A 21,489-nucleotide genomic window follows, 5' to 3' on the forward strand; every position below is an offset into this window, starting at 1 on the left:
GCGGAAAGTCCTCTCACGCACTTCCCGAGACGAACTAACGACTGCAGTAGAATCGTCCTCGAAAGCCCACGTGTGCTACCCTCGCTCGCGCCGCGCTGCGCTCCTCACCTCCCTCGCTTACGTTCGGTCGGTTTGCGGTGCTTCGGGTAGCCTACTCACGGTTTCACCGTTGTCTCGCAGCATCGCCGCTCGACGGTCCACGGAATGGAGTTTCGCGCTATTCACACTCGAGGCGCGTCGCGCCTCGCACCTCTCGCCCTTTCAGTCCGCCAGGATGTAGAAAAGACGGGGTGGTGCGCTTATCATGACTAGCAGGTGCGGACGCACGGCGGCTTTCAAAGACAGACCGTCACTTCGGGAACTCACCGATCGGAAAACCAGCAAACTACCATTCGTGAGCGACCGGGAGCTTTCGAAGACACCGCGACCGCGATCACCTACCGACCAGAGCCACGACCATACGAAGCTTATCAGTCGAAGAATGCGAGGCCGTGAATCCGATCATCCGGGGTCAGTTCCGGATGGAACGAGGTGCCGACGACCGGGCCGTCTCGAACTGCGACGGGACGTCCATCCCAATCTGCGAGCACCTCCGCATCACCCACATCACCGATGATGGGCGCGCGGATGAACACGGCGGGGAAGGGGTCATCGAGACCGGTCACGTCGAGTGGGGCCTCGAAACTGTCTTTCTGGCGACCGAAGGCGTTTCGTTCGACGGTCACGTCCACGAGGCCGAGGTTCTCGACGCGGTCGTCGCCCGCGTCTGTGGCGGCGACGATGAGACCGGCGCAGGTGGCGAGGACGGGCTTTCCTGCCGCGACGTGGGTCTGGATCTCGGGCGCGATGCCCTCCGATTGGAGTAGGCGGGAGATGGCGGTCGATTCGCCGCCGGGCAGGCAGAGGAGGTCACAGTCTGGGACGATGTCGGACTGACGGATCTCGGTGACCTCGGCGCGTTCGCCGTGGGCGGTGGCGGCCCGCCGGATGGCATCAGCGTGCTCGCTCACGTCTCCCTGTACGGCGATGACGCCAGCGTTGAGACTCATGAGAAGCGATTCGAAGCGGGCCGGGAAAAGGGACTCGTTATATCGCGAGGAAGTTCAGCACGATGATGAGGACACCGAAGAAGATACCGAACGCGAAGACCGTCTTGGGGTCGATACGAATCGCGTTCCGGTCTTCGGCATCGAAATACCGCACGAGTCCGGCACTGGACATCAGTCCACCGGAGTTTTGGCCACTGCTCATACCTGCCGGTCGGAGAGCGTGAGGCGTAAACCTTTCGCAACGCGACCGACGCAGCCCACGATCTGCCGTCGGTTCGAACCGCTGGTCACGATTACCGATCCCGACTACCGACCCGACTACCGGTCTCGGTTGTCGGTCACGAACGGCCGAACCGACATCCCGGCAGAGTCGGCGGAGTAAGAAACTCTTATGCACACAGGGCTAGAAATTCAGGAAAGAAACGCATGACTGTCAAGCTACTCGACTTCTACGCAGACTGGTGTGGCCCGTGTAAGACCCAGGATCCGATTCTGGACGACCTGGAGGAAGACTGGAGCGACAGCGTCGACTTCGAGAAGGTGGACGTGGACGAACACCAGGACATCGCGAACGAGTACCAGGTGCGTTCGATCCCGACCATCGTCATCGAAGACGACGAGGGTGTCGTCGAACGGTTCGTCGGCGTCACGCAGCGCGACGACTTAGAGCGCGTCCTCGAAGAAGCAGGCGCGTAAGTCCCGCACACGAACGTCGTGTTTTTTGCAACCGCATCGCGAGCGGTGCGGCCGTTCGCCAGCCACGGACTCTCCGACCAGCTACTCGAACCGGACGCCGAGGTCGTGCATCCCCTCGTTGTTCAGTGCGAGGTTGATGAGCAGGGGCGTCATGCTCTCGACTTCGGCGGCGTTGGCGATCCCGCCCGCATCCAGCGCACGTAGTCCCTCGATCCCTTCGGCGAGCATCCGAACGAGATCCTTTGCATCCTCGTCGTCACCCACGAGGAGCGTGTCCTGTGAGAGTTCGATCTCCAGATTGGCGAGTCGGTCTGCCGAGAGGTTGTGGAACGCGCCGACGACTGGGATGTCCTCCGGGGAGGAGCCTGCGACGAGTTCCGTCACACTCCCCGCCTTCGGCGGTTTGTAGTGGAATCCGTCTTCGTCTCGATCCATCCCCACAGCGGGGGTGACGAGGACGTCCACGTTCTCGAGGCGGTCTGCCACGGCGTCGATGGTGTCCCGGACGTAGAACGGTGGGACGGCCAGCACGACCACGTCTGCACGCTCGGCGGCCATCTCGTTTGCGAAGCCGTTGATGGAGCGCGAGACGCCCATGCTATCGAGTTCGGTCTCGTACTCCTCGGCCATCGTCCGGGCCTTCTCCGGGTCGCGTGAGCCGATGACGACCTCGTGGTCGGTGTCGTACGCCCAGCGAAGTGCGAGTCCCTGCCCGATATCACCGGTACCCCCCAGTAGTGCGATTCGCATACACGGGAAGTCTGTCGGAGCGAGGTTAAATTCTCCGAAACACGCATTCTGGTGATGGTTTTGGCGACGTCTGATTCCAGTGATCACCCTCCCGATTTCTGAATAGATCCACCCTCGATTCCGAAATCCCACTTCAGCCTGGTGGTTTCGAACCCCCACTGGATTTCCGCCGCTACAACCCCTTTTTCCTCGCTCCCCCTTGCCACTTACACGATGGCATACGACGCTAGCGACGGAATACCGAAACTCGGACTCGGAACGTGGCAGAACACTGATCCCGAAGAATGTGCCGAGAGCGTGAAATACGCCCTCGAACTCGGTTACGAGCACGTCGATACCGCGCAGGTCTACGACAACGAGGAGTACGTCGGTGACGGAATCGAGCAGGCGTCGGTCGCCCGCGAGGACTTCTTCCTCGCCACGAAGGTCTGGATCGAGAACTTGGAACACGACGACGTGTTGCAAAGTACGGAAACGAGCCTCGACAAACTCGGCACCGACTACGTGGACTTGCTCTACGTCCACTGGCCCGCCCGCGAGTACGACCCCGAAGCGACGCTCTCCGCGTTCGACCAACTGCACGACGAGGGGAAGGTAGAGCACATCGGCCTGAGCAACTTCGAACCCGAACATCTGGACGAGGCACAGGAGGTTCTCGACGCCCCCATCTTCGCCAATCAAGTCGAGATGCATCCCCTACTCCAGCAGGACGAACTCGTCGAGTACGCCCAGCAGAACGACATCACCCTCGTGGCGTACTCCCCACTCGCCCGTGGCGAAGTGTTCGAGGTGCCCGAACTGAACGACATCGCCGCGAAACACGAAGCCAGTGAAGCACAGGTCAGCCTCGCGTGGTTGATGCAGAAAGACCACGTCGTCGCCATCCCGAAAGCGACCGGCCACGACCACATCGAGGACAACTTCGCCGCGCTCGACCTCGAACTGGACGACGAGGATATCGAGACCATCGACGGCATCGAACGAACGAACCGCGAAGTCGACCCCGACTTCGCGCCGTGGTGATCGGTCGAAAAAGATGACAAGCAGTCGAGTTATCGGTTGAGGAAGGTGGAAACCAATCGGGCGATCAGTCGAAAAAGGCGGTGAGCAGTTTCTGTTCTGCTTTTCGGACATGTTGATGGAGTGTCGCAGGCGTGACGCCAAGTGCTTCGGCCACGTCTTCCGCGGTGCTCTCGCGCGGCCATTCGAAGTATCCTGCGACGTACGCCGTCCGGAGCGCGGCCAACTGGCGCTCGGTGAGATCGTTTTCGAGTTCCACCCACGATTCCTCGACCGTTCTGACGGGTCGCCCACGGTCGCGTTTGCCGACGAGTTCGGTGGTCGGAAACGCTGCTGCGAGTGCCTCGGCGGTGCTCCGAACGTCTGCATCTGGTGGGACATCTGCGATGATTCTCGCTTCGCCCCGCTCGGCGGTCGCGTTCCGTATCGACGCCCCGTGGTCGATCAACGACAGGATCGGTGACGATTCGATGATCGTGATTTCGAACAGAGAGTTCCCGAGCGCCCGGATATGCCCGATCGCATCCGACTGCTCCGCGTGATGTAACACCATCTGCGTCGGGACGCCTTCGACACGGACGTATTCGAGCAGTGTCCCGCTTTGAGCCGGAATCAGCTCTTCGAGGATGCAGGTAGCGTCGAACTGCCTGGAGAGCGAAACCAAAAACGATGCGTCGTTCGTCACTCGGAACTCCAACTCGACGACTCGGTCTGCGTGGAGCAGTCGTTTGCTCTCGACAGCGTCGATGACGAAGCCGACGAGTTCGCCGAGGGCTTCGAACCCGGCGGCCTCGCGCTCGGTGAACGCATCCGGCCGCGTCGCGTAGACCACCAGCACGCCGTAGGTCGTCTGCCCGTACGAGAGTGGCACCGCGATTCCCGAGTGGAGTCCACGTTGGCTCCCCTCCACACGGAGGCGCTCGGGGAAGACGGACGATTCGGAGATATCACGAACGACGAGATGCTCACCTGTCTCCAACACCGTGGTCGCAGGGCGCTCCCAGTCGCCCGCTGCCATCTCTCCGATCAGTTCCTGGAACCCCTCGTCGTCACCAGCCTTCGCCCTCGCGACGAGACCGTCTTCGACGATGTCGTACTCGCTGACCCACGCGAAGCGATAGAGGTCGGAATCGGCGAGATAGTTGCAGACGGTTTCCTCGATCTCCTCACGCGATGCCGCCGCGACGAGTTCTCGGATGACCTCGCGGACGAGTTCGTTGATGCGGTTCAGCGTCTCCAGTTCGTCGCGTTGCTGGCGAAGTTCGCGCTCGCGCTCGCGGCGGTCGGTGATATCCGCGATGGAGGCGACGACCTCCGCGACCTCGTCTTCGGAGTCGAACACGGGTGCAGTGTTGACCGACAACCAGATCCGGATTCCGTCGGGTCGTTCGACGCTGATGATGCTGTCGTACAGCGGTTCTCCGGTGGCCATAGCTCTGGCGAACGGAAGTTCGTCCGACGAGATCGAGTTACCGTCCTCGTCCGTGGCGTTCCAGCGCGCGTCGTCGTACGTCCGTTCGGTGATCTCCTGTTCTGGGAGTCCAAGGATGCCTCCTGCGCGGTCGTTCGCGTCGATGAACTGCCCCTGGCTGTCGAGGATGAGGATTCCGATGGGACTCGTTTCGAGCACCTGTCGTGTCCGGTCGCGTTCCCGCCGAAGTTCTCGTTCCCGTTTCCGACGCTCGGTGATGTTTCGTCCAGTTCCGACGAATCCGGAGACCTCCCCATTCTCATCGACGGTTCGTCTCGCGTTGAACTCGTACGGGACGCGGTCGCCGTCTTTCGTCACCAGTGCGGATTGGCGGGTCTCGATCCGGTCGCCTGCCAGTACCGCTTCGATAGCAGATGCTATCGTCTCAGAATCCTCTTCTGGGACGAACTCGAACGGACTCATCCCCGCGAGTTCCTCGTCGTCGTACCCAGTGATTCTCTTGAGTCGGTCGTTCCACTGGACGAGTGAACCCGTAGCGTCGAAGACGTAGAACACGTCCGGCAACGTATCGAGTACGACTCGAATGGTTCGTTCGTCCATCACAGATAGTGGATGTTGATTGCTAACATAGTTCGCAGACTATCGTTCGAGTATCCGAGCGAACCGACAAAATCTTTTCCCGTCTCACATTCTCGTTGCCACGAGACGGGCTATCGATGCGACGGATCGGGATCGAAGCCGACGAAGAGCGAGTGAAACGCCGATATCAGTACAGCGAAAGATCGCCCGTCACCTTGTCAACGATGTCGTCTTCCGCAGGGCCGACGGCGAGTGTCGTGACCGTTCCGGGGTCGAGTTGTGTGTGTCCCGCATCGCGGATGACTGCGTGTGGTACTCCTTCCGCCCGCGCCTTCTCCGCGAGGCGAAAGATCTCGCTCTCACCGCTGGCTTTCAGGACGACCTTTTTCTGACCGCCACCCTTCCATCTCTTTCGTGCCCGACGGCCTGTATCCTCGTACGCCGAGAGGGAGGCGTGGGCGACCTGCGCTGCGAGTTTCCCTTCGCCCATCCCGATGTCGGTGCGAGCGACGATGGCCTGCTTCATGGTTGAGCGTCGTGGTGTGGAAGTAAAACGCTGGCTACTCGATTCGAGAAGACTTATGACATATAACATGAACGTCGGAGTATGCTTCCCGACGCCCTCTTCCGCCCTGACACGTTCTTCCGAGAACACGCCCCTCGTCCGAGCCTCGGGTCTGCACTCGCTATCGTCCTCCTCATCGCTATCGTCACGACGACCGCGATCGGTGTCGTCGGATGGGAGATGAGTCGCGGGATGATGGCGACGGAAGTCGACAATCCGAATCGACCAGCCGACTGGGTGTGTGAAGATCGAACCGATTCGGGCTTCGAATCCCCCGGCTGCGACCGCCCGAAGACGGTACCCCTCGGCGAGGTGATGTGGGATACGGTCGGAAAGAAGCTTCCACTCGTCTTCGTCGCTCCGTTCATCGGCTGGATCGTGATAGCAACCGGCTTTCACGTCCTCACCGCGCTCGGGAACGGCGAAGGGTCGTTCGGCAACACTGCCTCCATCACCGCGTGGGGAATGATTCCATCGCTCTTACAGACCCTCGTGGGATTCGGACTGCTCTATCTCACCTTCAGGAACACCGAATTCGGCGGCAGTCCACAGGCCGTCTTGGAACAGATGCAGTCGCTCGTGTCGAGGATACGCGGCGGCAGTCTCCTCCTGTCTGCCATCGTCTCGCTCTGGCAGTGGTACATCTGGACGTACGGTCTGAAACACGCCCGAAACGTCTCGAAGGAAGCGGCAGGCGTGGCCGCCGGACTCGTCGCGTTCGTTGGATTCCTGCTCACCGCTACCTGACGACCGGTGGGTCTTTACTCACCCCCGCCCGTTCTACTGACATGATACTCTCGGACGCCGACATCGCCCGTCGCCTCGACTCCGGTGACCTCGTCGTGGAACCGATAGACGAGCCAGACCTCCAGATCCAACCGGCGAGTATCGACCTCCGACTCGGCAAGGAGTTCCTGGAGTTCCAGCGCACGAACATCCCCTGTATCCATCCCGACAGTGAACAGGAAGTCGATAGCTACGTCACGGAAACCGTCGTCGAGGAGGGGAACGAGTTCATCCTCCATCCCGGCGACTTCGTGCTCGGGACGACGAAAGAGCGCGTCGAGATCCCACCAGACCTACTGGCCCACGTCGAAGGCCGGTCGTCGCTCGGGCGACTCGCAGTGGTCGTCCACGCCACGGCAGGCGTCGTCGACCCCGGCTATCGCGGCCAGATCACGCTCGAACTGTCGAACCTCGGGACTGCACCTGTCGCGTTGACGCCCGGAACGCGCATCTCACAGCTCATCTTCACGGAACTCAAGAATCCAGCGGAGCGCCCCTACGGCTCCGACCGCGGGTCGAAGTACCAGGACCAGGCCGGGCCGCAAGCGTCCCGAATCGGCAGCGACCACGAATACGGAGGTGAGCAGATGTGAAGTTCGCGGAGGAGATAGTGGTCGAGGAGTTCCTTCCCACGTTTCGCTCGATGCTCGCCGAAGACCTCCGAGAGCGCGGATTGACCCAGAGCGAGGTGGCCGACGCCCTCGGCATCAGCCAGAGTGCCGTCTCGAAATACGCCCACGGTGACGTGACCCAGAACGTTCGCATCCGCGAAGACGGGCGAGTCGAGCGCCTCGTGACGGAGATCGCGGAGGGGCTGGCGTCGGGGAACATGAGCCAGGTGCAGGCGCTCGTCGAGGCCGAAGTGCTCATCCGACGACTCGAAGACCACGACCTCATCTCACAGCTCCACGAAGAGCAGATGCCCGAACTGGAAGGGCACGGTGGGGATTTCAACATCCACGACCCTGAGGACGAACTCCGGACGACGGAACGTGTCCTCTCGTCGATGCGCCGGGGTATCCGAATCGTCGAGCAGACGAGTGGTTTCACGTCGCTCGTCCCGGCGGTCGGGTCGAACCTCTGTGAGTGCCTTCCCGACGCTGAAGGTATCGACGACGTTGCGGGCATTCCGGGCCGCATCTTCGACGTGAAGGGGCGGGCGACCATCCCCGCAGAGCCGGAGTTCGGCGTCAGCGAACACGTCGCGTCCATCCTGCTGGCAGCCCGCAGTCAGGGCGTCGAAGCACGCGCCGCACTCAACATCCGATACGACCTCGACATCATCGCTCGACTGGAAACGTTGGGCGAGGAAACGACGGAGTTCGACGCCGAGTACGACAACCTCCGGACGGCGGTCGGTACGGCCCTGGACGAGAACCCGAACGCGACGGTGCTCTACCACACCGGTGGATACGGGATCGAACCCATCACCTACCTGCTCGCCGACAGCGCCGAAGAAGCAGCCGAAACCGCTCGGAAACTCGTCTGAGTCAGTCCGTCTCGGTTCGAAACGGTATTCGCCACCTCTCGAACCGAAAACTCCCCACTCTCAACCCTGTGCCCGTCCATTCCGTTGGACTTCCCGGACGATATCGTCCGGCAACGCCTCGTCTCTGGTTCGAAGGTTATCGACCGCCTCCGCGAACGAAACGAGTTCTTCGATGGCCCGTTCGCGCGTATCGACGCGACCGACCGGTCTGACCGTCGAGAACTGATTGCCGATGTTGTCGACCAGTTCGAGTTCCCATTCGTCTGCGAGCGTTGCTTTCACTACCTTCACCGCGATATCTTCGTCCTGATGCTGGAGTTCGATCTCGTCGCCGCGGACGGGTGATCGTTCCCATCCGGTCGGGATATCTCTGATATCGGGGAGTAGTGGCATGTTCGGTTTTGTAGTTAGTGGTCGCATTTCGTCTGTATCGTGCTTGCTTGTGCGGGTCGTTTATGCCACTCTGGCGAGTTGGGACACACAAAGTATATACCAACTCGGTCTCACTATTCATTCACCTCGGGTAGGGGTACACGAGGTCGATTTTTTCAGGACAAACCGCTCAGCGACAGGTCTCCGCGACGTTCAGCCGCGAATCGGGAAGCCGATCAGTCGCGAGTCTGGATGACGATCTCGTCGTCTTCGATTCGCTCTATCGCGTCTTCGGAAAGCGCGAACGTGTTCTCGTCGCTTCCACCCGTGCCGAGTTCGGTCTTCATCCGTTCGACGACTGCTGGGTCGGCATCCACGTGGGCTGTGCCGTGTCGCACGTCCTCGACGATCCCGACTTCGTCGCCGTCCGCTTCGACTACTCGCTTTCCTTCGTCTTCCTCGGTAAGCGCGATAGTCATGAGAAAAAATCCGTCGTGAGACGTCTTCAGGGCTGTGGCCGTTTCGCACCCTGTGTCGGGGTCGACTCCCGCGTGGGTGCCGACGTCTCCCCGCCGCGTCGCCCGAACAGGAAGAGTGCGAACACGATCGGCGAGAGCAGTGCTGTCACGAGACTGCCACCGAGCGCGAGTTCACCCGTCGAGAGTCCGGATTCCGCAGGTGCGACGCCGCCCTTCCCACCGACGACGACCGCGCCTTTCATCCCCATCGATTTGTGGGGTTCACAGGCGTACTTTGTGATTCCCTTCTCCTCGAAAGTGTGTTCGAAGGTCGCGCCCGCATCGCTCAGCATGTCGCTCTTGAACGAGCCATCCTCCGCCGCGACGTTGTGTGAACCACCGTTGCCGGTCCATTCCCACGTCACCGTCGTTCCGGGGTCGACTCGGACGGCGGCGGGGCCGAATCCGAACCCCCCGCCGTTCGCCTCCGACCCGACTTCGAGGGTGACGGTCTTCTTTCCGGTCATGTCCACGGTTCCGTCGAAATTATCGACGTCGCCGAACCAGTCGCCGTAGTCGGGGTCAGACAGGGCAGACTCGTCCGTCGATTCTGCCGAGTCAGTCGAATCCGTCGAGTCGGCGGATTCCGTGGTGGTCTGTTCGCTGCCTGCTGCGAGCGTCGCATCGCCGACGAGGACGGTGCCGACCATCCCCATCGCCCGGTGCGGTTCACAGGCGTATTCGAACGCGGCTTCCTTCTCGAAGGTGTGCTCGAAGGTCGCGCCCGCGTCGCTCAGCATGTCGCTCCCGAACGAGCCGTCGTCCGCTACGACGTTGTGCATACCGCCTTTGCCGGTCCACTTCCATATCACGGTCGTGCCGGGATCGACTCGGACGTTCGCGGGGCTGAACGCGAACGCCCCGCCGTTGCCTTCTGCTCCGACTTCGACCGTGACCTTCTTCTGGCCGGTCTCGTCCACGACCGACTGGGCCGCGCTGGCAACCGAGGGGAGCACCGAGAGTGCTGCCATCCCTGCCGCACCGCGAAGTACGTCCCGTCGTCCTATCTCGGTCATCGTCTCACCCCTGGTACCCTGCGTACTCCATCAGCTGTTTGAAGATGTCCGTGCCCATCGCCTCTTTGTAGACGATGGCCGAGAGCATCCCGCCGGGGTACGACGCACCGTTGCGGACGTGGTCGACCTTGTGGCAGTGCATGAGATAGATGCCGGGGTCGGCGTCCGCCTCGAATTCGAGCGTGTATCGCTCGGCGGGCGCGACGTTCACCACGTCCTGTTTGAACTGGAGCGCCTCCGGGTAGTCCGCACCGTCTTTCTCGACGATCTTGAAGCGGTGATTGTGCGTGTGCAGCGGGTGTTCCATGAACCCGGCGTTGACGAAGTGAATGCGGACGGTGTCGCCCGATTCGACGATGAACGGGGTTCCATCCTCGGGGTGGAGCGTGCGCGGCGCGCTCTTGCCGTTGACGGTGAACACGTCCGCGCGGCGGTTCGTGAGGTCGAACTTCGCATCCTCGCCGCCGTACATCCGCGAGAGGCGGGAGTCCCACTCACGGACGGTGGCGAAGTACTCCTTGTCGGCCTCTTCGTACCCTTTCGGGTCGACGCGGAGGATACCGAACATCCCCATCTCCATGTGCATCGGCGTCTGGTAGTGGCAGTGATAGAGGTGGGTACCGGGCACGTTCGCCGGGATGGTGTAGGTGTGTTTCTCACCGGGTTTGACGGTCACGCCCGTCGTCGTCGGCACGCCGTCGTTCTTCCACGATTTGCGGACGCCGTGGAAGTGCAGCGTGTGCGGGTTCTTCATGTTCGTGTTGTCGAGCGTGATCTTCAGGTCGTGGCCCTCGGTCGTGCGAAGGACGGGGCCGGGAACGCTCGGCGGGAGATCGTTCGCCTGGAACGCCCACGTATGCGGGAGCGTCACCGGGCCACCCATGTTGTCGAGGGGGTGAACTTCGTGTCGGGCGGGGACAGATCGCATCGTCACTTCGTGGCCGAGTTCGTCCAGATCGACGACCTGTGGGGGGCTTGTCGTCGGAAGTGAGGCGTTCTGTTGGGCAGCGACCTTGTTGTCCCGCTCTTCTGGTTGAGCAGGTGCCGCACAGCCTGCAGTTGCCGCAACGCCCGTTGCGCCGGATGCCTTTACGAAATCGCGTCGCGAGATACCGCTTCCAGGTGCGCCAACCTTAGATTTCATGTACGATTTGGTCTTTGAGTAGAAGGGTCATAAGTCGGAAAGCTCGTTCCCACGTCTTGAGACCCGTTCTCAGAAACTGAGAATAGAGGTATGTGGGCGCATAGCATTCGGATATTAGTGTTGCGAGTTACCTCTCGATCTGGTAGTTCTTGGGACTACGGACGGTTCGAGGCTGGTTTCTGACACTGGTGGTACGCTGGAACGTTCGAACCACTTCCGCTGGGACGTTCGAACACCGGCCATTCGTTTCGTGACGACGCTACCGACGACGTGACGGCGTCCTCGAAGAACCCGAACTCGTCGCCAGTACAAAACAGTACATTTCAGTACAACACCGACCCCGCCCACTTCCGTCGAATCGTTCGTCTCCCAGCTACCTACCGTTCCCGCCGCCACCTCAACCCATAAACCTCCGTCGCGCATTGCACGGTATATGGCAGTCCACGTACTCATCATCGGCGCGTACGGAAGCGCAGGCGTCGCAGTCGCCCAGCAACTCGCGGACGAACCGGACGTCGAGTTGACGCTGGTAGACGACGGCGAACCGGGTGGCGGGCTATGTATCCTCCGGGGCTGTATGCCCTCGAAAGAGGTGTTGTCGGCGGCGGCCCACCGGTTCCAGGCTCGCCACGACTCCCGGCTCTCGGGGACGCCGGAGGTGGATATCGAGTCGGTCGTCGATCTGAAAGACGAGCACACCCTCGGTTTTGCAGAGCACCGCCGCGCCGCGGTTCGCGACCTCGCAGAGCGCGAGAACGTCGAGTTCTACCACGACACCGCTCGGTTCGTCGGCGAGCACACGGTCGAAGTCGATGGGCGCGAGATCGAAGCCGACTACGTCGTCGTCGGCACGGGGTCGGTCGTCAACGTCCCCGACCTCCCCGGAATCGGTGACGTGGACTACATGACCAGTGCGGACGTGCTGGACGCCACCGAGTTCCCCGATTCTGGCGTCGTGATGGGATTCGGCTACGTCGGACTCGAACTCGTCCCCTATCTCAGCGAGGCGGCGGAGATGGATATCACCGTCATCGAACACGACGAGCGACCGCTGGACGAAGCCGACGAACCGTTCGGCGACGAACTGCTCGACATCTACCGTGAGCAGTTCGGCATCGAGGTCCTCACCGAAACCTACGAGAAACGCGTCGAAGCCACCGACGACGGGGTTCGTCTCCACGTCGAGCAGAACGGCGAAGCGCGCGCTATCGACGCCGACCAGCTCTTTCTGTTCACGGGTCGGCGACCGAACCTCGACCGACTCGGACTGGAACATACCGCGCTCGAACCGGGGCCGGGCTGGGTCGAAGACACCATGCAGGCCCGCGACGCCCCCCGAACCTTCGTCGTCGGCGACGTGAACGGGAAAGAACCCATCCTCCACGTCGCCAAAGAGCAGGGATTCACGGCAGCAGATAATATCCTCGCGCACGCTCGCGGGGACGACCTCGACCAGTACGAGAACGTCCACCACCACGTCATCTTCTCGGGCGTCGGCGTCTACCCCTTCGCCAGGGTCGGTCTCTCGGAGCGCGTGGCGACTGCCGAGGACAGAAACTACGTCGCAGTGACGCGCCGCGCGAGCGACGACGGCGTCTTCAAGACGAAAGATGCCCCCGAGGGACTCGCCAAACTCGTGGTCGATGCGGACGACGGAACGGTGCTCGGCTATCAGGGACTCCACTACCACGCCGACGTGATGGCGAAGACGATGCAGGTCGTCGTCGAACGCGAGATGGACGTGCGCGACATCCCCGACCGTGCCTACCACCCGACGACGCCAGAGATTCTGGATGGGTTGTTCCGGGACGCGAGCGCGAAGATCGAGGGGTAACGTATCACGCCTTCGTTGAGGAGTAACGATCCGTCGCACTGGTCGACCCGATGGTTGTCGATACCTTCGAACCAGCACGCGGTGACACCGACTCAGTCACCGACCTTCGAATATCGAGACCACCTTCAATAGGGTTTCGACCCGTGTGTCCGGACGATACCGGACTGTTCCCGATTCCCGGTCAACGATGAGTAATCCTGCATCGGCTAATCGTGGAATGTGGGCGTGGTGCAGATCGACAGACAGTGTCCGTCGTGGCATCTCTACTCCTCGGGCTATCAGTTCGTCGGATAGCTCGTCGATCGCTATGTAGTTCTGTTCACCCGTCGATAACAGCAGGAGTATCCGACGCCGGATCTGATCGCTCAGTAACTGGAAGAGCGCGTCGAGCGTGATGTCGGCACGTGATGCTTCCTGCGGGCCTTCTGTCAGTTCTCTGCATTGGGTCTCGCGCTTTCGTCGTTCTGGTGAACTAGGCATCGTTCGACAGACAGATGTGGTGATGCCTTTATCATAACTTATTTTGATATCCCGGACACAATATCTGTGAAACTTTCAAACCAGTTTATATACCTTCGAAATGGTTCCAATCTCCGTACCGAAGAGCGTCAATCTCCATCTATCTGGAACTGCTTCAGTGGCTGGAAATACTGATTGCGGATCAGTATCTCGTTTCGGTGTTCTAACCCTAGCTCGGGGAGTGCGGTAGCGATACGGGTCAGGTCGTCGTTGGACGCGCCGACGGCTTCTATCCGAACGTTGTTCTCTCCTGCCATCAGTTCGCGCACGTTCACGACTCCCGGTATGTCACGTACCTTGTGGGCGATATCCCTTCGTTTAGCGACGGGGGCAGTACACACCATCAATACGTCCAGGGGAAATCCAGCTCCTTCGTAATCGACCGTCGCTTGATACCCTGTGATGATGCCGTCCGATTCGAGTTGGTCGATCCGGTTGCTCACGGTGCTGGCCGAAACGTCGAACTGGTTCCCGAGTTCGGTCGTCGTCGAGTTCCTGGCATCGCGCTGGAGTGCGTACAGAATCCCCTTGTCGATCTCATCCAGAACGTGGGATGACATGTGATACCTATGGTGGTTGGTCGTCATGGCCCTTTCTTCCGATTTCTCATACACGAATGGGTGAAAATCGAGATCTCCTGTCTGCAGTACTCAGGGGCATCCCATCCACTACTCGACTGTTGTTCGTCGACTCACGGGCTGAGTGCAGGTAAGGCTAAAAACCGGGGGGACATAGAGACGAATATGAAGGCCAAGCGGGAGTATCGACGCCGCGCGGACATCGAAGTCCGGGTGCTCGACGCCCTCGTCGACCGGAGTGAGGACGGGATGACGGTGTTCGAACTTCGGTCGCACGTCGAGGCCGACATCGACGACCTCGAAGACGCCCTCGGAAATCTCAAGGAGGACGACCTGATCAACGCGAAAACGCAGAACGGTCGAACGCGAATCAAACCGGACGAGCGCGTCATCCCCGACCCCGACGAACAGGGCGAAGAGCCATCCATCGTCGACCGCATCATCGACCGTTTACCGCTGTAACATCCGACGTTTTTACCCGGCCACGACTTCGAATAGGTGTATGAACCCTCTCGAAACAATCCACGCCGACCACGGCGCGACGTTCTGCTCGGTCGGGAATCGCCGGGTTCCGCGCGACTACGGAAAACCCGAGCGCACCCATCACGCCGTCAGAAACGGCGTCGGCCTCACGGAGATGCCCTACGGTATCGTCGTCGTCTCCGGCGACGACCGTATCGAGTTCGTCGACAACGTCGTCTCGAACTCGATTCCGACGGCAGACGGACAGGGAACCTATGCCCTCCTCCTCGACCCACAGGGCCGCATCGAACTGGATATATACGTCTACTGTACGGACGACAGCCTCTTGCTCTTTACAGCACCCGGCAAAGCGACCTCGCTCGCCGAGGAGTGGCGCGAGAAAGTGTTCATCCAGGACGTAGAGATCACGGTGGCGACCGACCAGTTCGCCGTCTTCGGTGTTCACGGCCCCACTGCAACCGAGAAGGTCGCCAGTGTTCTGAATCGCGCAGGCACGCCGGACGAGCAGCTCTCGTTCGTTCGCGGGAAGATGTCCGACGTGGGCGTGACCGTCATCCGAACCGACGCGCCGACGGGAGAGGAGGGGTACGAAGTCGTCTGCACCACGGGCGAGACGGAAGACGAGATGGGTCGTACGCGCTCGAACGTGGAACTCGTCTTCGACACCCTGCTCACTCGCGGGATGAACGCCGCACCCTTCGGCAGGAGGACGTGGGAGTCGCTGACGCTGGAGGCCGGAACGCCGCTCTTCGAGTTCGAACTCGACGGCGAGATTCCGAACGTCCTCGGTCTGCGGAACGCCCTCGATTTCGAGAAAGGTTGTTACGTCGGTCAGGAGGTCGTCTCGCGCGTCGAGAACCGCGGCCAGCCGAGTCGCAGACTCGCCGGACTCCTGCCCGAAACCGTCCCGGAGCAGGGGGCCGCCGTCTTTGAGGGCGACGAGGTGGTCGGCGAAGTCACCCGTGCCATCGAGAGTCCGTCCCGAGAGGAACCGGTCGCCCTGGCGCTCGTGGACTACAACGTGACGGAAGGAACCGAACTGACGGTACGAGTCGATGGGGAGGACGTGTCTGCGGAATCGGTGACGCTCCCGTTCGTGGAGGGCAGTGATCCGTCAGGTCGTCTGCCGCAGTACGATTGAGGCAGGACGGTATAATGACGTAGATACGGTAGACTTCTTTTCTGAAATCGGATTTCGGGTGTTTCGAGTGACTTCTCTGTCACACACGGAACAAAACTGTTTTTAATCACTCCATGATACCACTAGGTGATATGCAAGAGTTCGAAGGATTCGCAGACGTCAGTGAAGCGGAAGTCACGCGAGCCATCGGCAGTGCGTGGAGCGAGGAGTTCGACGAGTTCTCGGAGAGCGAGGTCATCATCGTGGGCGGCGGCCCGTCCGGTTTGATGGCGGCGAAGGAACTCGGCGAGCGCGGCGTCCAGACGATGGTCGTGGAAAAGAACAACTACCTCGGTGGTGGGTTCTGGCTCGGCGGATTCCTGATGAACAAGGTCACGGTACGTGACCCATCCCAGGCCGTGCTCGACGAACTCGGCGTCCCGTACGAGGAGTCCGACGAGGCAGAGGGGCTGTACGTCGCAAACGGCCCGCACGCCTGCTCCGCACTCATCGAATCGGCCTGTGCCGCGGGCGCGAAGATGCAGAACATGACCGAGTTCACCGACGTGGTCGTCCGCGAGGGCCACAGCGTCGGCGGTGTCGTCATGAACTGGACGCCAGTTCACGCCCTGCCGCGCGAACTCACCTGCGTCGATCCCATCGCGGTCGAGTCCGACCTCGTCATCGACGCGACGGGCCACGACGCAGTCGTCGTTTCGAAACTCCAGGAACGCGGCGTCCTCGACGCGCCCGGCCTCAGCCACGCGAAAGAGTACAACACGGGCATGGACAAGACCGAAGACGACCAGTACGGCGCACCCGGCCACGACTCGCCCGGCCACGACTCGATGTGGGTCGCTAAGAGCGAGGACGAAGTCGTCGAACACGCCGGGAAGGTTCACGACGGTCTCGTCGCCACCGGTCTCGCCACCGCGACGACCTACGGGCTGACCCGGATGGGACCGACCTTCGGTGCGATGCTCCTCTCGGGCAAGCGCGCCGCACAGGTCGCGCTCGACGAACTCGGTGTCGGCGGAACGGTCGAGATGTCGGCCACCCCATCGCCCGCAGACGACTGAGCGGCTTCCGGGTTCGGTTTTCCGGAGTCGATCTCCCAGAACTGATTCGATCTTTCTCGCTACGGCAACCGCCCGCCGGTGATGCGAACCACACCCATCACGTGTTCGCTGTCCTGCACGTCCGTCGCGCGCTCCGAGAGCACGCGCCGTGCCTCCGCGATCCGCTCGTCCAGCACGCTCCACGGTGGGTGTTCGAAGTCTAACCCACCGCCGGGTGTGGAGGCGACGACCAGTCCGCGGAAAGCCTGGTTCACGGGCCACGAAAAGGGGTGGGTGCTCTGCCCTGCGTCGAGGAGGGCGAGGTGCCCGCCGGGGCGAATCCAGTCCGTCCAGTGTCCGACCGTCGTGTAGGGGTCGTCCAGCATGCCGATGACGAACGTGGCGAGGACGCCATCCACCGCCTCGTTCGGTTCGAACGTGGCGGCGTCGGCCTGGACGAGGTGGACGTTCTCCCATCCCTCGCGCTCCACGCGGTCGCGTGCCTGTTCGAGCATCCCCCGCGTGAAATCGACGCCGATCACCTGCCCCTCTGGGCCGACCTGCTCCCGGAGATGTGGGATGTTCGCACCGGTGCCACAGCCCATCTCGACGGCTGTATCGCCCGGCGCGAGATCGAGTATCGCCACGGCACGCTCGCGCAGTCGGGTGAGTCCGGGCGTCGCCGTTGCGAGGAGGTCGTACAGCCGCGCCCACCGCCCGTAGAACTGCTGGGCGGCAGTGGTTCCACTCCGTGCCATACCTGCTTGTAGGACGGGATTCGTCAAAAGAACGGGGGCGGCGAGCGGTTCGATTCTCGTTTCGCTCCTTACCTCGTTTCGCTCCTTACCTCGTTCGCTCCTTTCGGTCGTTCACGAGAACTCCGCTCCTTCGGTTGGCGGTGCTTAGCTAGCGAGAGCGAAGCCCTCGCATGTCACCTGAGTCGATCGACCGGGGGATTTCGAAGACACCGCTACTGCGGTAGCTCGCTATTCCGGAAGAGAGCACCACGTCTGAAACGCGTTCGTCCAGGTGAGACGAGTGAAACGTTCGAAAGAAGCCGCGGAATGTACCGAAATGTACTGACATCTACTGAAATGTACTAACGGGATGCCAAATCCGATCTTCCGTCGTTTCACCGGTTCATCCGAGGAGTTTCGCCTCGGCCTTCCGCAGGTGTTCTAAGAGCGTCGTCTTCGAGAGATCGAGTTCCGTCGCCAACTCGGATGCAGTCACCTCGCGGGGCCACTCGTAGTAGCCGCGTCGTCGTGCCAGTTCGAGCACTTCTCGCTGGCGCTCCGAGAGATCGTCCGTCCGCAGGATTCCCGGCCCCGTCTCGGCGGTCGCGACGTGGCGCACCCGAATATCGGCGTCCATCTCCTCGCAGACGGCTTCGATCCGCTCGTGGAGTTCGTCCTTGCCAGCCTCGACGATGACCGTCCAGTACTCGCGTCCGCCGTACATCCGCACCGGTTCGTCCGGGATGAACCCCCGCGAGACGAGCGCATCGTTGATACTGTTCTGCAGGTCGTACCGCACGACGATGCCGCGACTCGCACTCCCGAAGGCGATCGAATCCTCCGTCGTGTGCGGGTGATCCGTCTCCCACACCGACTCGGTGAGGTCGGAGTCCCGAACGGTCTCGATGAGTGCGTCCACCTCCTTCTGTGTGTTACCGTACGCGGTGAAGCGACCGGTCGCCATCCCATCGATGGTGTGAACGCCGTGCCCGAGCAGGCCCGCGACCGTCTTGTCGGTGACTTCCAACGTCCAGCAGTCGGGATGCCAGATGTCGAGTGTCACCCTGAGTCCCGTCGTCTCCGGTGTGCCCATCTGTGACAAAGAGACACGGGACGGGTAAAAACTATTTTTTGAATTTCTGATATATTTTCCTCATCGAATATCAGTTAGATGATACTTTCTCCCGAACTCCCTCGCTACTGTCATCACCCCGTCCATGAAAGGGGGTGGTATTTTCGTCCGGTGTGCGTCTGTCTAGCACATGAATCTCCGAGACGCCTTCGACGCTCCTGCACCCGCGATCGTCCTCGCGGAAGGTGCGTTCGGAACGATGGACGGCAAGACGGCCAACGGGGTCGTCATGCACAGCGAACTGTTCGACGCACGGGCGGTGATCGACTCGACACATACTGGTGAGGACGCGGGAAACGTGCTCGACCGTCCCGACGTCGGCGATGTCCCTATCGTCGCCTCCACGGGCGACGCCCTCGAACGCGCGCCTGACGCCGAAGCGCTCGTCATCGGCGTCGCACCTGCTGGCGGTGCGCTCCCCGACGAATGGGTCGCCGATATCGAGGAAGCCATCCAGGCTGATCTGGATATCGTCTCTGGTCTCCACGTCTTTCTCTCCGAGCAGGAGTCGTGGCGAACGCTCGCAGCCGACCACGACGCTCGCCTCTTCGACGTTCGGAAACCACCCGAGGACGACGACCTTCGCGTCGGCGACGGTCGCGTGGACGAAGCCGACGCCGACATCGTGCTGACCGCCGGAACCGACTGCGCGGTCGGCAAGCGAACGACGGCGTTCGAACTCTATCGCGCGGCGAAGCGCGCCGGACTGAACGCAGGCTGGGTCGCCACCGGCCAGACGGGAATCATGGTCGGCGCACATCGGGGCGTCGTCATCGACCGCGTCCCCGCCGATTTCACCGCAGGCGTCGTCGAAGACCTCGTTTACGCTGTCACCGAAGACCACGATATCGTCTTCGTGGAAGGGCAAGCCGCACTCACCCACCGTGCCTACTCGGGGGTCACACTCTCCATCCTCCACGGCGCGTGGCCCGACGCCGTGGTGCTGGCCGACCAGCCAGACCGCGACCGCAGGACGCACTTCGACCAGTGGCCCGTCGCGGGTGTCGAGAAAGAAGTCGGACTCGTTGAATCACTCTCGGACGCGACGGTCGCCGCGATTTCGACGTGGGCCGACCCGGCTGACGTTGACTATCCGGTTCCTGCGGCCAACGTCTACGACGAAGGTGGGGCGGACGACCTCCTCACGGCGGTCCGGGAGCGTTTATAAGACCGACCGATCCGGGAAACTTCGGCGCGTGACTCGGTATCATCCAGCAGTCGTGTCAACGTTTGAAAACTCCTATACCTTCGGATGGCCCAATCCGGTCTAATGAGCTACAAGATCGGTCTGGTCGGGAAGCCCTCGGTGGGCAAATCGACCTTCTTCAACGCCGCGACGATGAACGACGTCCCGGAGGGTGCATATCCCTTCACGACCATCGACCCCGCCGTCGGTGAGGCCTACGTCCGCGTGAACTGCGCCGCACCCGAGTTCGAGGAGTCGTGTACCCCTAGCGTCGGCTTCTGTGAGGAGGGAACGCGCTACGTCCCCACGAAACTCGTCGACGTGGCAGGGCTGATTCCGGGCGCACACGAAGGGAAAGGGCTCGGCAACCAGTTCCTCACCGATCTGAACGAAGCCGACGTGCTCGTTCACGTCGTTGACTTCTCCGGCACGACCGACATCGAGGGCGAACCCACCGAGGGCCACGACCCCCGCGAAGACATCGCCTTCCTCGAAAACGAACTCGATATGTGGTATCTCGAGATTCTGGAGAAGGGGATCGAACGCTATCACTCGGGCTACGACGGCGACGAGAAGCACGTCGAAGTCGATCTCGCCGAGCAGATGTCCGCGTTCAAGACCAACAAGGACGAGATCAAACAGATCATCCTCTCGCTCGGTCTCGAACTCGACCCCGATACATGGGAGGCCGCCGACCGCGAGGAACTGGCCCGCGAGATCCGCAAGCGAACCAAACCGATGGTCATCGCGGCGAACAAGATGGACACCCCCGAGGCGCAGGCCAACTACGACGACATCACTGCCGACCCGGATTACGAACACCTCACCATCGTCCCCGCGAGCGCACACGCGGAGAAAGCACTCAAGAAGGCCGACGAGCAGGGTGTCGTGGAGTACAGCGCGGGCGACACCGACTTCGAGATCACGGGCGACGTGAGCGACGAACAGGAAGCAGGACTCGAACAGATTCGGGAGTTCACCACCGAATTCCACGGCACGGGCGTCCAGCGCGCCATCGAAGCCGCCCTGTTCGACGAACTGAACCTCATCGCGGTGTTCCCCGGCTCGGCGAACGGCAGCGCCAGCGAGAAAGGCGTCTTCCGCGACTGCTTCCTCCTCCCCGGCAGTTCGACTGCCGAGGACTTCGCCTACCACCTGCATAGCGACATCGGCGATGGGTTCCTGCATGGCATCGACTGCCGGAGCAAGCGCCAGATCGGGTCGAGTTCGGAATTGGATCACCGGTCTGTCGTCGAGATCGTCTCCACTGGTCAGTAGTGAAATAGGTTTGGAGCATCTCTTGAGCATGACGAGGAGCGCAGCGACCGGACGAGCGCAGTGAGTCCGACCCGGTGGGGCGAGCACCGGGTGACGGCGTCTCCCGAGCTCACGGCGTGAAGCACCGTGAACGACCGGGGACTTTCGA

24 protein-coding genes are annotated in these 21,489 nt (G+C 61.6%); 11 read left to right on the forward strand and 13 right to left on the reverse strand.

Annotated features, from left to right (window positions below; genetic code table 11):
* Positions 1-470 precede the first annotated feature (470 nt).
* Together pdxT and ACR3FE_RS09980 are read right to left on the reverse strand one after the other, a co-directional pair.
* Positions 471-1,049 carry a pyridoxal 5'-phosphate synthase glutaminase subunit PdxT gene (pdxT, locus tag ACR3FE_RS09975; protein WP_458206961.1) on the reverse strand — a complete coding sequence of 193 codons (579 nt, stop codon included), beginning with the start codon at positions 1,047-1,049 and terminating at the stop codon, positions 471-473.
* Between the two features lie 37 nt (positions 1,050-1,086).
* Positions 1,087-1,251 carry a preprotein translocase subunit Sec61beta gene (locus ACR3FE_RS09980; RefSeq protein WP_458206962.1) on the reverse strand — a complete coding sequence of 55 codons (165 nt, stop codon included), beginning with the start codon at positions 1,249-1,251 and terminating at the stop codon, positions 1,087-1,089.
* Between the two features lie 224 nt (positions 1,252-1,475).
* Between ACR3FE_RS09980 and trxA the strand changes: the two genes are divergently transcribed.
* Positions 1,476-1,745, forward strand: coding sequence for a thioredoxin (gene trxA / locus ACR3FE_RS09985; RefSeq protein WP_472850186.1), 270 nt, complete (start codon positions 1,476-1,478; stop codon positions 1,743-1,745).
* An 81-nt stretch (positions 1,746-1,826) separates the two neighbouring features.
* Here trxA and npdG read toward each other — a convergent pair whose 3' ends face one another.
* The gene (npdG, locus tag ACR3FE_RS09990) at positions 1,827-2,495 is read right to left on the reverse strand and encodes an NADPH-dependent F420 reductase (protein ID WP_458206963.1); all 669 of its coding nucleotides are present in this window, start codon (positions 2,493-2,495) and stop codon (positions 1,827-1,829) included.
* Positions 2,496-2,708: 213 nt separating this feature from the next.
* Here npdG and ACR3FE_RS09995 point away from each other — a divergent pair, with 213 nt between their 5' ends.
* A complete protein-coding gene (locus tag ACR3FE_RS09995) occupies positions 2,709-3,518 on the forward strand; it encodes an aldo/keto reductase (protein WP_458206964.1) in 810 nt (269 codons plus the stop codon).
* A gap of 64 nt (positions 3,519-3,582) precedes the next feature.
* Here the strand turns inward: ACR3FE_RS09995 and ACR3FE_RS10000 are convergent, their stop codons facing one another.
* On the reverse strand, positions 3,583-5,547 hold the full coding sequence (locus tag ACR3FE_RS10000) for a PAS domain S-box protein (protein ID WP_458206965.1): 1,965 nt from the start codon (positions 5,545-5,547) through the stop codon (positions 3,583-3,585).
* Positions 5,548-5,713: 166 nt separating this feature from the next.
* Positions 5,714-6,052, reverse strand: coding sequence for a peptidyl-tRNA hydrolase Pth2 (gene pth2 / locus ACR3FE_RS10005; RefSeq protein ID WP_458206966.1), 339 nt, complete (start codon positions 6,050-6,052; stop codon positions 5,714-5,716).
* Positions 6,053-6,133: 81 nt separating this feature from the next.
* Here pth2 and ACR3FE_RS10010 point away from each other — a divergent pair, with 81 nt between their 5' ends.
* From ACR3FE_RS10010 to ACR3FE_RS10020, 3 genes are read left to right on the forward strand one after another with little or no spacing between them, the layout of a single operon-like run.
* Positions 6,134-6,838, forward strand: coding sequence for a Yip1 family protein (locus ACR3FE_RS10010; protein WP_458206967.1), 705 nt, complete (start codon positions 6,134-6,136; stop codon positions 6,836-6,838).
* A gap of 41 nt (positions 6,839-6,879) precedes the next feature.
* Positions 6,880-7,470 (forward strand): dCTP deaminase, encoded by a 591-nt coding sequence (gene dcd, locus ACR3FE_RS10015; RefSeq protein WP_458206968.1) that lies wholly within the window; start codon positions 6,880-6,882, stop codon positions 7,468-7,470.
* Entirely contained in the window at positions 7,467-8,366 is a 900-nt protein-coding gene (locus ACR3FE_RS10020; protein WP_458206969.1) for a thiamine-phosphate synthase family protein, read from the forward strand. Before dcd ends, ACR3FE_RS10020 begins: the two co-directional genes overlap by 4 nt.
* Before the next feature lie 60 nt (positions 8,367-8,426).
* Here the strand turns inward: ACR3FE_RS10020 and ACR3FE_RS10025 are convergent, their stop codons facing one another.
* From ACR3FE_RS10025 to ACR3FE_RS10040, 4 genes are all read right to left on the reverse strand, one after another.
* Positions 8,427-8,759 carry a hypothetical protein gene (locus ACR3FE_RS10025; RefSeq protein WP_458206970.1) on the reverse strand — a complete coding sequence of 111 codons (333 nt, stop codon included), beginning with the start codon at positions 8,757-8,759 and terminating at the stop codon, positions 8,427-8,429.
* Between the two features lie 215 nt (positions 8,760-8,974).
* Positions 8,975-9,217 carry a PRC-barrel domain containing protein gene (locus ACR3FE_RS10030; RefSeq protein WP_458206971.1) on the reverse strand — a complete coding sequence of 81 codons (243 nt, stop codon included), beginning with the start codon at positions 9,215-9,217 and terminating at the stop codon, positions 8,975-8,977.
* 26 nt (positions 9,218-9,243) lie between these two features.
* On the reverse strand, positions 9,244-10,272 hold the full coding sequence (locus ACR3FE_RS10035; protein ID WP_458206972.1) for a halocyanin domain-containing protein: 1,029 nt from the start codon (positions 10,270-10,272) through the stop codon (positions 9,244-9,246).
* A 4-nt stretch (positions 10,273-10,276) separates the two neighbouring features.
* Positions 10,277-11,416 (reverse strand): multicopper oxidase domain-containing protein, encoded by a 1,140-nt coding sequence (locus ACR3FE_RS10040; RefSeq protein ID WP_458206973.1) that lies wholly within the window; start codon positions 11,414-11,416, stop codon positions 10,277-10,279.
* A gap of 433 nt (positions 11,417-11,849) precedes the next feature.
* Between ACR3FE_RS10040 and ACR3FE_RS10045 the strand changes: the two genes are divergently transcribed.
* Positions 11,850-13,250: a dihydrolipoyl dehydrogenase family protein gene (locus ACR3FE_RS10045; protein ID WP_458206974.1), complete on the forward strand. Its 1,401-nt coding sequence runs from the start codon at positions 11,850-11,852 to the stop codon at positions 13,248-13,250.
* A gap of 96 nt (positions 13,251-13,346) precedes the next feature.
* On the opposite strand, the gene ACR3FE_RS10050 is transcribed toward ACR3FE_RS10045, so the two are convergent.
* Together ACR3FE_RS10050 and ACR3FE_RS10055 are read right to left on the reverse strand one after the other, a co-directional pair.
* The gene (locus ACR3FE_RS10050) at positions 13,347-13,730 is read right to left on the reverse strand and encodes an ArsR/SmtB family transcription factor (RefSeq protein WP_458206975.1); all 384 of its coding nucleotides are present in this window, start codon (positions 13,728-13,730) and stop codon (positions 13,347-13,349) included.
* A gap of 128 nt (positions 13,731-13,858) precedes the next feature.
* Positions 13,859-14,329, reverse strand: a complete 471-nt coding sequence (locus ACR3FE_RS10055) for an Lrp/AsnC family transcriptional regulator (RefSeq protein ID WP_458206976.1) — start codon at positions 14,327-14,329, stop codon at positions 13,859-13,861.
* 183 nt (positions 14,330-14,512) lie between these two features.
* On the opposite strand from ACR3FE_RS10055, the gene ACR3FE_RS10060 reads away from it, so the two are divergent.
* The 3 genes from ACR3FE_RS10060 to ACR3FE_RS10070 all read left to right on the forward strand — a co-directional run bounded on the left by ACR3FE_RS10060 (position 14,513) and on the right by ACR3FE_RS10070 (position 17,029).
* A complete protein-coding gene (locus tag ACR3FE_RS10060; protein ID WP_458206977.1) occupies positions 14,513-14,809 on the forward strand; it encodes a DUF6432 family protein in 297 nt (98 codons plus the stop codon).
* Between the two features lie 40 nt (positions 14,810-14,849).
* Positions 14,850-15,971 (forward strand): CAF17-like 4Fe-4S cluster assembly/insertion protein YgfZ, encoded by a 1,122-nt coding sequence (gene ygfZ / locus ACR3FE_RS10065; RefSeq protein WP_458206978.1) that lies wholly within the window; start codon positions 14,850-14,852, stop codon positions 15,969-15,971.
* Positions 15,972-16,102: 131 nt separating this feature from the next.
* Positions 16,103-17,029 carry a sulfide-dependent adenosine diphosphate thiazole synthase gene (locus ACR3FE_RS10070; RefSeq protein WP_458206979.1) on the forward strand — a complete coding sequence of 309 codons (927 nt, stop codon included), beginning with the start codon at positions 16,103-16,105 and terminating at the stop codon, positions 17,027-17,029.
* Between the two features lie 59 nt (positions 17,030-17,088).
* Here ACR3FE_RS10070 and ACR3FE_RS10075 read toward each other — a convergent pair whose 3' ends face one another.
* The gene (locus ACR3FE_RS10075) at positions 17,089-17,766 is read right to left on the reverse strand and encodes a class I SAM-dependent methyltransferase (protein ID WP_458206980.1); all 678 of its coding nucleotides are present in this window, start codon (positions 17,764-17,766) and stop codon (positions 17,089-17,091) included.
* Positions 17,767-18,148: 382 nt separating this feature from the next.
* A complete protein-coding gene (locus ACR3FE_RS10080) occupies positions 18,149-18,838 on the reverse strand; it encodes a helix-turn-helix domain-containing protein (RefSeq protein ID WP_458206981.1) in 690 nt (229 codons plus the stop codon).
* Between the two features lie 169 nt (positions 18,839-19,007).
* Between ACR3FE_RS10080 and ACR3FE_RS10085 the strand changes: the two genes are divergently transcribed.
* Together ACR3FE_RS10085 and ACR3FE_RS10090 are read left to right on the forward strand one after the other, a co-directional pair.
* Positions 19,008-20,045: an N-acetyltransferase DgcN family protein gene (locus ACR3FE_RS10085; protein WP_458206982.1), complete on the forward strand. Its 1,038-nt coding sequence runs from the start codon at positions 19,008-19,010 to the stop codon at positions 20,043-20,045.
* Positions 20,046-20,147: 102 nt separating this feature from the next.
* On the forward strand, positions 20,148-21,341 hold the full coding sequence (locus ACR3FE_RS10090; protein ID WP_458206983.1) for a redox-regulated ATPase YchF: 1,194 nt from the start codon (positions 20,148-20,150) through the stop codon (positions 21,339-21,341).
* The last annotated feature ends 148 nt before the right edge of the window (positions 21,342-21,489 follow it).

The sequence above is a fragment of the Haladaptatus rarus genome, from assembly GCF_054177585.1.

Coding starts and splice junctions, on each gene's coding strand:
- pdxT (WP_458206961.1), bottom strand. CDS start 1,049: ATGAGTCTCAACGCTGGCGTCATCGCCGTACAGGGAGACGTGAGCGAG.
- ACR3FE_RS09980 (WP_458206962.1), bottom strand. CDS start 1,251: ATGAGCAGTGGCCAAAACTCCGGTGGACTGATGTCCAGTGCCGGACTC.
- trxA (WP_472850186.1), top strand. CDS start 1,476: ATGACTGTCAAGCTACTCGACTTCTACGCAGACTGGTGTGGCCCGTGT.
- npdG (WP_458206963.1), bottom strand. CDS start 2,495: ATGCGAATCGCACTACTGGGGGGTACCGGTGATATCGGGCAGGGACTC.
- ACR3FE_RS09995 (WP_458206964.1), top strand. CDS start 2,709: ATGGCATACGACGCTAGCGACGGAATACCGAAACTCGGACTCGGAACG.
- ACR3FE_RS10000 (WP_458206965.1), bottom strand. CDS start 5,547: ATGGACGAACGAACCATTCGAGTCGTACTCGATACGTTGCCGGACGTG.
- pth2 (WP_458206966.1), bottom strand. CDS start 6,052: ATGAAGCAGGCCATCGTCGCTCGCACCGACATCGGGATGGGCGAAGGG.
- ACR3FE_RS10010 (WP_458206967.1), top strand. CDS start 6,134: ATGCTTCCCGACGCCCTCTTCCGCCCTGACACGTTCTTCCGAGAACAC.
- dcd (WP_458206968.1), top strand. CDS start 6,880: ATGATACTCTCGGACGCCGACATCGCCCGTCGCCTCGACTCCGGTGAC.
- ACR3FE_RS10025 (WP_458206970.1), bottom strand. CDS start 8,759: ATGCCACTACTCCCCGATATCAGAGATATCCCGACCGGATGGGAACGA.
- ACR3FE_RS10030 (WP_458206971.1), bottom strand. CDS start 9,217: ATGACTATCGCGCTTACCGAGGAAGACGAAGGAAAGCGAGTAGTCGAA.
- ACR3FE_RS10035 (WP_458206972.1), bottom strand. CDS start 10,272: ATGACCGAGATAGGACGACGGGACGTACTTCGCGGTGCGGCAGGGATG.
- ACR3FE_RS10040 (WP_458206973.1), bottom strand. CDS start 11,416: ATGAAATCTAAGGTTGGCGCACCTGGAAGCGGTATCTCGCGACGCGAT.
- ACR3FE_RS10045 (WP_458206974.1), top strand. CDS start 11,850: ATGGCAGTCCACGTACTCATCATCGGCGCGTACGGAAGCGCAGGCGTC.
- ACR3FE_RS10050 (WP_458206975.1), bottom strand. CDS start 13,730: ATGCCTAGTTCACCAGAACGACGAAAGCGCGAGACCCAATGCAGAGAA.
- ACR3FE_RS10055 (WP_458206976.1), bottom strand. CDS start 14,329: ATGTCATCCCACGTTCTGGATGAGATCGACAAGGGGATTCTGTACGCA.
- ACR3FE_RS10060 (WP_458206977.1), top strand. CDS start 14,513: ATGAAGGCCAAGCGGGAGTATCGACGCCGCGCGGACATCGAAGTCCGG.
- ygfZ (WP_458206978.1), top strand. CDS start 14,850: ATGAACCCTCTCGAAACAATCCACGCCGACCACGGCGCGACGTTCTGC.
- ACR3FE_RS10070 (WP_458206979.1), top strand. CDS start 16,103: ATGCAAGAGTTCGAAGGATTCGCAGACGTCAGTGAAGCGGAAGTCACG.
- ACR3FE_RS10075 (WP_458206980.1), bottom strand. CDS start 17,766: ATGGCACGGAGTGGAACCACTGCCGCCCAGCAGTTCTACGGGCGGTGG.
- ACR3FE_RS10080 (WP_458206981.1), bottom strand. CDS start 18,838: ATGGGCACACCGGAGACGACGGGACTCAGGGTGACACTCGACATCTGG.
- ACR3FE_RS10085 (WP_458206982.1), top strand. CDS start 19,008: ATGAATCTCCGAGACGCCTTCGACGCTCCTGCACCCGCGATCGTCCTC.
- ACR3FE_RS10090 (WP_458206983.1), top strand. CDS start 20,148: ATGAGCTACAAGATCGGTCTGGTCGGGAAGCCCTCGGTGGGCAAATCG.